This is a genomic window from Pseudomonas sp. (assembly GCF_049645325.1).
Classification (GTDB): Bacteria; Pseudomonadota; Gammaproteobacteria; order Pseudomonadales; family Pseudomonadaceae; genus Aquipseudomonas.
Map to the genome: position 1 here is coordinate 1 of NZ_JBARTQ010000446.1, position 6,816 is coordinate 6,816.

General features: G+C 61.0%; 4 protein-coding genes. 3 read left to right on the forward strand and 1 reads right to left on the reverse strand.

Annotated elements, in window-relative coordinates; genetic code table 11:
• Positions 1-86: 86 nt before the first annotated feature.
• The gene (gene mltF / locus WBB95_RS19420; protein ID WP_424489052.1) at positions 87-1,547 is read right to left on the reverse strand and encodes a membrane-bound lytic murein transglycosylase MltF; all 1,461 of its coding nucleotides are present in this window, start codon (positions 1,545-1,547) and stop codon (positions 87-89) included.
• A gap of 286 nt (positions 1,548-1,833) precedes the next feature.
• Here mltF and purL point away from each other — a divergent pair, with 286 nt between their 5' ends.
• The 3 genes from purL to WBB95_RS19435 all read left to right on the forward strand — a co-directional run bounded on the left by purL (position 1,834) and on the right by WBB95_RS19435 (position 6,785).
• Positions 1,834-5,730: a phosphoribosylformylglycinamidine synthase gene (purL, locus tag WBB95_RS19425; RefSeq protein ID WP_424489053.1), complete on the forward strand. Its 3,897-nt coding sequence runs from the start codon at positions 1,834-1,836 to the stop codon at positions 5,728-5,730.
• A gap of 4 nt (positions 5,731-5,734) precedes the next feature.
• Entirely contained in the window at positions 5,735-6,046 is a 312-nt protein-coding gene (locus WBB95_RS19430; RefSeq protein WP_424489054.1) for an NGG1p interacting factor NIF3, read from the forward strand.
• A gap of 460 nt (positions 6,047-6,506) precedes the next feature.
• Positions 6,507-6,785 carry a DUF6124 family protein gene (locus WBB95_RS19435; RefSeq protein ID WP_424489055.1) on the forward strand — a complete coding sequence of 93 codons (279 nt, stop codon included), beginning with the start codon at positions 6,507-6,509 and terminating at the stop codon, positions 6,783-6,785.
• Positions 6,786-6,816 lie beyond the last annotated feature (31 nt).

The following is a 6,816-nucleotide window of genomic DNA, read 5'->3' on the forward strand; positions in this document are numbered from 1 at the left end:
CGCGCCCCAGCGCGGGGCAAGCCCGCTCACCACAAAGGCTAGCTCCCACATGAGTTTGATCGTTTCCAGGCAGAGCCTGGGAGCGATCAAAGCTGCGGGTTATCTTCCGGCGGCTTGGTCTTGTCCACGCCCGGCACATGCAGGTTGCCTTCCACCACTTGGTTGCCTTCCAGCTGCGGCTGAGTCACCCAGGTGAGGATGTCGTAGTAGCGCCGGATGTTCGCCACAAAGTGCACCGGCTCTCCACCGCGCGCATAGCCGTAGCGGGTCTTGCTGTACCACTGCTTCTGCGACAGGCGGGGCAGCATTTTCTTCACGTCCAGCCACTTGTTCGGGTTCAGGCCGTCTTTCTTCGCCAGGGTGCGCGCGTCTTCCAGGTGCCCGGTGCCGACGTTGTAGGCCGCGAGGGCAAACCACGTGCGATCCGGCTCGGCGATGCTGTCGTCCAATTCATCCTTGATCTTGGCCAGGTACTTGGCGCCGCCCATGATGCTTTGCTTGGCGTCCAGGCGGTTGGACACGCCCATCGCCTGGGCGGTGTTTTGGGTCAGCATCATCAGGCCGCGCACGCCGGTCTTGGAGGTAACGGCCGGTTGCCACAGCGATTCCTGATAGCCGATGGCCGCCAACAGGCGCCAATCGACTTTTTCTTCCTTGGCGTAGGCCCGAAAGTGCTTCTCGTACTTGGGCAAACGCTGCTGCAAGTGTTGCGCGAAGGTGTAGGCGCCGACATAACCGAGTACATCGACGTGCCCGTAGTAGCGGTCTTTCAAACGCTGCAGGGTGCCGTTCTTCTCGACCTTGTCCAGGTAACTGTTGATCTCGTTGAGCAGGCTGTTGTCTTCACCGGCGGCCACGGCCCAGCTCTGGTTGCTGGCGTTGCCGAGGTCGAATGCCACGCGCACGTTGGGAAAGTACACCTGGTTCATCGCGACTTCGTTGGAGTCCACCAGGGTCAGGTCGATTTGCCCCTCGTCGACCATGCGCAGCAGGTCGACCACCTCAACGGCGTCGGATTCTTCGTATTCAATCGCAGGATTCTGCTTTTTAAGCGCCGCCAATTGCTCGGCGTGGGTGCTGCCCTTGAGCACCATGATTTTCTTGCCCACCAGGTCTGCCGCGTTTGTCGGGCGGGACTGGCCGTTGCGGTAGATGACCTGCGGGGTGACTTCCAGATACGGGTGGGAAAACCGCACCTGTTGTTCACGCTGCTCGCTGCTCACCAGGCCGGCGGCGGCCAATACCGGACCGTTGGGTTTGCCCAACTGGCCGAACAGGTCATCGAGGTTGTCGGCAGTCTCGATTTCCAGTTTTACCCCCAGGTCGTCGGCAAAGCGCTTGACCAGTTCGTATTCGAAACCGGTTTCACCGTTGCGGTCCTGGAAATAAGTGGCGGGGCTGTTTCGGGTAATCACCCGCAATACGCCATCCTCCTTGATTCGCTCGAGCGTGCTGGGTTTATCAACACAGGCGCTGAGCATCAGGAAGAGTCCGGTTGCGAGGAGCCATTTGGCGCATCGCGGGCGCAAAGCAGTAGGGGAGAACATCTGCGCAGTATACGCAAACGACCCTCGGCGCCATATCTCGACAGCAGGGGACTTGTCTGCTAGCGCCCGCAAAACCGGGCTGCAGCCCGCAGAAATGCGGGTTGGAGAGGGTTTGTGACGGTTAAAATAACTGCGCGCCACGCCCTGTAAAACGCCCCGATACTGTGCAAACCGTGCCAACTGACGTTCGGCAACGGCCAGCGGTGCCGTTTCGGGTGCCGTTGGCGGCGGTTTACGCTAGAATGCACGGCCTCAAAGCACACCCCTTCCCGAGGCTGTCCCGAAGATGTTGATCCTGCGCGGCGCTCCTGCCCTTTCTGCCTTTCGCCACAGCAAACTCCTTGAGCAACTGAGCCAAAAGGTTCCAGCGGTTACAGGCCTGTATGCTGAATTTGCTCACTTCGCCGACGTTACCGGCGTTTTGACCGCCGACGAACAGCAAGTGCTCGCACGCCTTCTGAAGTACGGCCCAAGCGTTCCCGTTCAAGAGCCTAACGGCCGCTTGTTCCTGGTTCTGCCACGGTTCGGCACCATCTCGCCGTGGTCGAGCAAAGCCAGCGATATCGCCCGCAACTGTGGCCTGGAAAAAATCCAGCGCCTGGAGCGTGGTATCGCTTTCTATGTTGCCGGCCAATTCAGCGATGCCGACGCCGAGCTGATCGCCAGCAGCCTGCACGACCGCATGACCCAGATCATCGTCAGCCAGCTGGAACAGGCTGCCGGCCTGTTCAGCCACGCTGAACCGAAGCCGCTGACCGCGATCGACGTACTCGGTGGTGGCCGCGCCGCCCTGGAAAAAGCCAACACCGAACTGGGCCTGGCCCTGGCCGAAGACGAGATCGACTACCTGGTCGACGCCTTCAACGGTTTGAAGCGCAACCCGCACGACATCGAACTGATGATGTTCGCCCAGGCCAACTCCGAGCATTGCCGTCACAAGATCTTCAACGCCAGTTGGGACATCGACGGCCAGAGCCAGGAAAAAAGCCTGTTCGGCATGATCAAGAACACCTACGTGATGCACAGCGAAGGCGTTCTGTCGGCTTATAAGGACAACGCCTCGGTGATCGTCGGCTCGGTTGCCGGCCGCTTCTTCCCGGACCCTGAAACCCGCCAGTACGGCGCGGTGCAGGAACCGGTGCACATCCTGATGAAGGTTGAAACCCACAACCACCCGACCGCGATTGCCCCGTTCCCGGGCGCAGCCACTGGTTCCGGCGGCGAAATTCGTGACGAAGGCGCTACCGGCCGTGGCGCCAAGCCAAAGGCTGGCCTTACTGGCTTCACCGTGTCCAACCTGCAGATCCCGGGCTTCGAACAGCCGTGGGAAGTGCCGTACGGCAAGCCTGAGCGCATCGTTACCGCGCTGGACATCATGATCGAAGGCCCGCTGGGCGGCGCCGCGTTCAACAACGAATTCGGTCGTCCGGCGCTGACCGGCTACTTCCGTACGTTCGAGCAGTCCATCACCACCCCGCGTGGCGATGAAGTGCGCGGTTACCACAAGCCGATCATGTTGGCCGGCGGCATGGGCAACATCCGTGAAGAGCACGTACAGAAAGCCGAAATCCTGGTCGGCTCCAAGCTGATCGTGCTCGGCGGCCCGGCAATGTTGATCGGCCTGGGCGGCGGCGCTGCTTCCTCCATGGCCACCGGCACCAGCTCGGCTGACCTGGATTTTGCCTCCGTACAGCGCGAAAACCCGGAAATGGAGCGTCGCTGCCAGGAAGTCATCGACCGTTGCTGGCAGTTGGGTGACAAGAACCCGATCAGCTTCATCCACGACGTCGGCGCCGGCGGTTTGTCCAACGCCTTCCCGGAACTGGTCAACGACGGCGACCGCGGTGGCCGTTTCGAACTGCGCAACATTCCAAATGACGAGCCGGGCATGGCCCCGCACGAAATCTGGAGTAACGAATCCCAGGAACGCTACGTACTGGCCGTTGGCCCTGAAGACTTCGCGCGCTTCCAGGCCATCTGCGAACGCGAGCGCTGCCCGTTTGCCGTGGTCGGCGAAGCCACTGCCGAGCCGCAACTGACGGTCACCGACAGCCACTTCGGCAACAGCCCGGTCGACATGCCACTCGAAGTGCTGCTGGGCAAAGCCCCGCGCATGCACCGTTCGGCGGTCCGTGAAGCCGAGCTGGGCGATGACTTCGACCCAAGCACCCTGGAACTGGCCGACAGCATCGAACGCGTGCTGCACCACCCGGCCGTGGCGAGCAAAAGCTTCCTGATCACCATCGGCGACCGCACCATCACTGGCCTGGTTGCCCGTGACCAAATGGTCGGCCCTTGGCAGGTTCCGGTGGCCGACGTTGCCGTCACTGCCACCAGCTTCGACGTCTACACCGGCGAAGCCATGGCGATGGGCGAGCGCACGCCGCTGGCCCTGCTGGACGCTCCGGCGTCGGGCCGCATGGCCATTGGTGAAACCCTCACCAACATCGCCGCGTCGCGCATTGGCAAGCTGTCCGACATCAAACTGTCGGCCAACTGGATGTCCGCTGCCGGTCACCCGGGTGAAGACGCGCGCCTGTACGACACGGTTAAAGCGGTCGGCATGGAACTGTGCCCTGAGCTGGGTATCACCATTCCGGTGGGCAAGGACTCGATGTCCATGGCCACCCGCTGGAACGAAGACGGCACCGACAAGAGCGTCACCTCGCCGCTGTCGCTGATCGTCACCGGTTTTGCACCGGTCACCGACATCCGCCAGACCCTGACCCCGCAACTGCGCATGGACAAGGGCACCACCGACCTGATCCTGATCGATTTGGGCCGTGGCCAGAACCGCATGGGCGCCTCGATTCTCGCGCAAACCCACGGCAAACTCGGCAAGCACGCGCCGGACGTTGACGACGCCGAAGACCTCAAAGCCTTCTTCGCCGTGATCCAGGGCCTGAATGCCGATGGTCACCTGCTGGCTTACCACGACCGTTCCGACGGTGGCCTGCTGACCAGCGTTGTAGAGATGGCGTTCGCCGGTCATTGCGGCTTGAACATCGTGCTCGACAGCGTTGCCGAAGATGCTTCCGAGATCAACGGCATCCTGTTCAACGAAGAATTGGGCGCGGTGATCCAGGTTCGCCAGGACGCTACCCCGGACGTACTCGCACAGTTCAGCGCTGCTGGCCTGGATGATTGCGTGGCGGTGATCGGCCAGCCGATCAACAACGGTGAAATCAATATCTCCTTCAACGGCGATACCGTGTTTGCCGGCCAGCGCCGTCTGCTCCAACGCCAGTGGGCCGAGACCAGCTACCAGATCCAGCGTTTGCGTGATAACGCCGACTGCGCCGAGCAGGAATTCGACGTGATCCTGGAAGAAGACAACCCGGGCCTGAGCACCAAGCTCAGCTTCGACGTCAACCAGGACATCGCCGCGCCTTACATCAAGAAAGGCATTCGCCCACAAGTTGCGGTACTGCGTGAGCAGGGCGTCAACGGCCAGGTGGAAATGGCGGCCGCGTTCGACCGTGCCGGCTTCAATGCGATCGACGTGCACATGAGCGACATCCTCGCCGGTCGCGTTGACCTCAATGAGTTCAAAGGCCTGGTGGCCTGCGGCGGTTTCTCCTACGGCGACGTGCTGGGTGCCGGTGAAGGCTGGGCCAAGTCGGCCCTGTTCAACAGCCGTGCCCGCGATGCGTTCCAGGGTTTCTTCGAGCGCAACGACAGTTTCACCCTGGGTGTGTGCAACGGTTGCCAAATGATGTCCAACCTCAGCGAACTGATCCCGGGCAGCGAGTTCTGGCCGCACTTTGTGCGCAACCGTTCCGAACAGTTCGAAGCCCGCGTTGCGATGGTGCAGGTGCAGGAGTCCAACTCGATCTTCCTGCAAGGCATGGCCGGTTCGCGCATGCCGATCGCCATCGCCCACGGTGAAGGCCACGCAGAGTTCGAAAGCGAAGAAGCCTTGCTCGAAGCCGACTTGTCCGGCTGCGTAGCCATGCGTTTCGTCGACAACCACGGCAAAGTCACCGAGAGCTACCCGGCCAACCCGAACGGCTCGCCGCGCGGGATCACCGGCCTCACCAGCCGCGACGGTCGCGTGACCATCATGATGCCGCACCCGGAGCGTGTGTTCCGCGCCGTGCAGAACTCGTGGCGCCCGGAAGAGTGGAACGAAGATGGCGCCTGGATGCGCATGTTCCGCAACGCTCGCGTGTGGGTGAACTAAGACGGTGTTCAAGCTCGCCTTCTTTGTGCCCGACAGCCATGTGGAGACGGTGAAGACCGCCGTCTTCGCCGCGGGTGGCGGGCGCATCGGCAGCTACGACAACTGCGCCTGGCAAGTGCTGGGCCAGGGCCAATTTCGCGCGTTGGACGGCAGCCAGCCGTTTATCGGGCAAGTCGGCCAGGTTGAAGTGGTTGAAGAGTGGAAGGTTGAGCTGGTGGTGGCGGATGAGTTGATCGTGGCTGTTGTGGCTGCACTCAAACTCAGCCACCCGTATGAAACACCGGCGTATGAGGTATGGCAGTTGGCGGATTTTTGATGCGTTGGCTGTAAAACAAGAAACCCGCTGGGCCAGTTTGGTCAGCGGGTTTTTTGTTGGCTGCAAGGGCCTCATCGCAGGCAAGCCAGCTCCCACATTTGATTTGTGAACACCTTCCAATGTGGGAGCGGGCTTGCCCGCGATGGCGTCGGGGCAGACGCCACGGACCCTTCCTACAAACCTTTCAGGTTGTCCCTAGGAACTCGCGCAACTAACCTTCGCCAGTCGCTGCCAATTCAGTGACCGGGACTGCAAGCCTGCCGAAACCTTACCTATGACTTATAAGCGCCTTTATAATTGCGGCGCTTTTTCATGGTCGCCATTTATGGTGGCTGTGTGCGGGAGGCCTGAGGGCCTACCGAGGTTTCTGGTAAGACTCGGTCTTGCAGGCCCGCACACGGCCGCCACCCATCAACTGCAAGTGATGGTGGCAGCTCCTGTTTCTTACCGGAGGTTTACCATGATTAAAGACAGCCCAAATCCCCCATCCAACTCTCTACCCGCTGACCAACTCTTCACCGTGAGGCTCAGCCTCGATAGTGAAACCCTGCTCGCCAATGCCGCCCAGGATATTGCGTCGGTACTGGCTCTAACCGGGCATCTGGCCTTTGAGGTCGATGGCGCCCAACGAGATGTCGCGCTGGCAGCCCACCGGATGCTTGAAGGTATCCAGTTGATGGTGGAGCGATTGTTGGATTTGAATGAGGTGCCCGAACTCAAATCATCAGGCGTGAGTTAAGCCCAATCGCAGCATAAGTATCTACACAACT

Excerpts from the sequence above, each read along its gene's own strand:
- mltF (WP_424489052.1), bottom strand. The coding sequence starts at position 1,547 with ATGTTCTCCCCTACTGCTTTGCGCCCGCGATGCGCCAAATGGCTCCTC.
- purL (WP_424489053.1), top strand. The coding sequence starts at position 1,834 with ATGTTGATCCTGCGCGGCGCTCCTGCCCTTTCTGCCTTTCGCCACAGC.
- WBB95_RS19435 (WP_424489055.1), top strand. The coding sequence starts at position 6,507 with ATGATTAAAGACAGCCCAAATCCCCCATCCAACTCTCTACCCGCTGAC.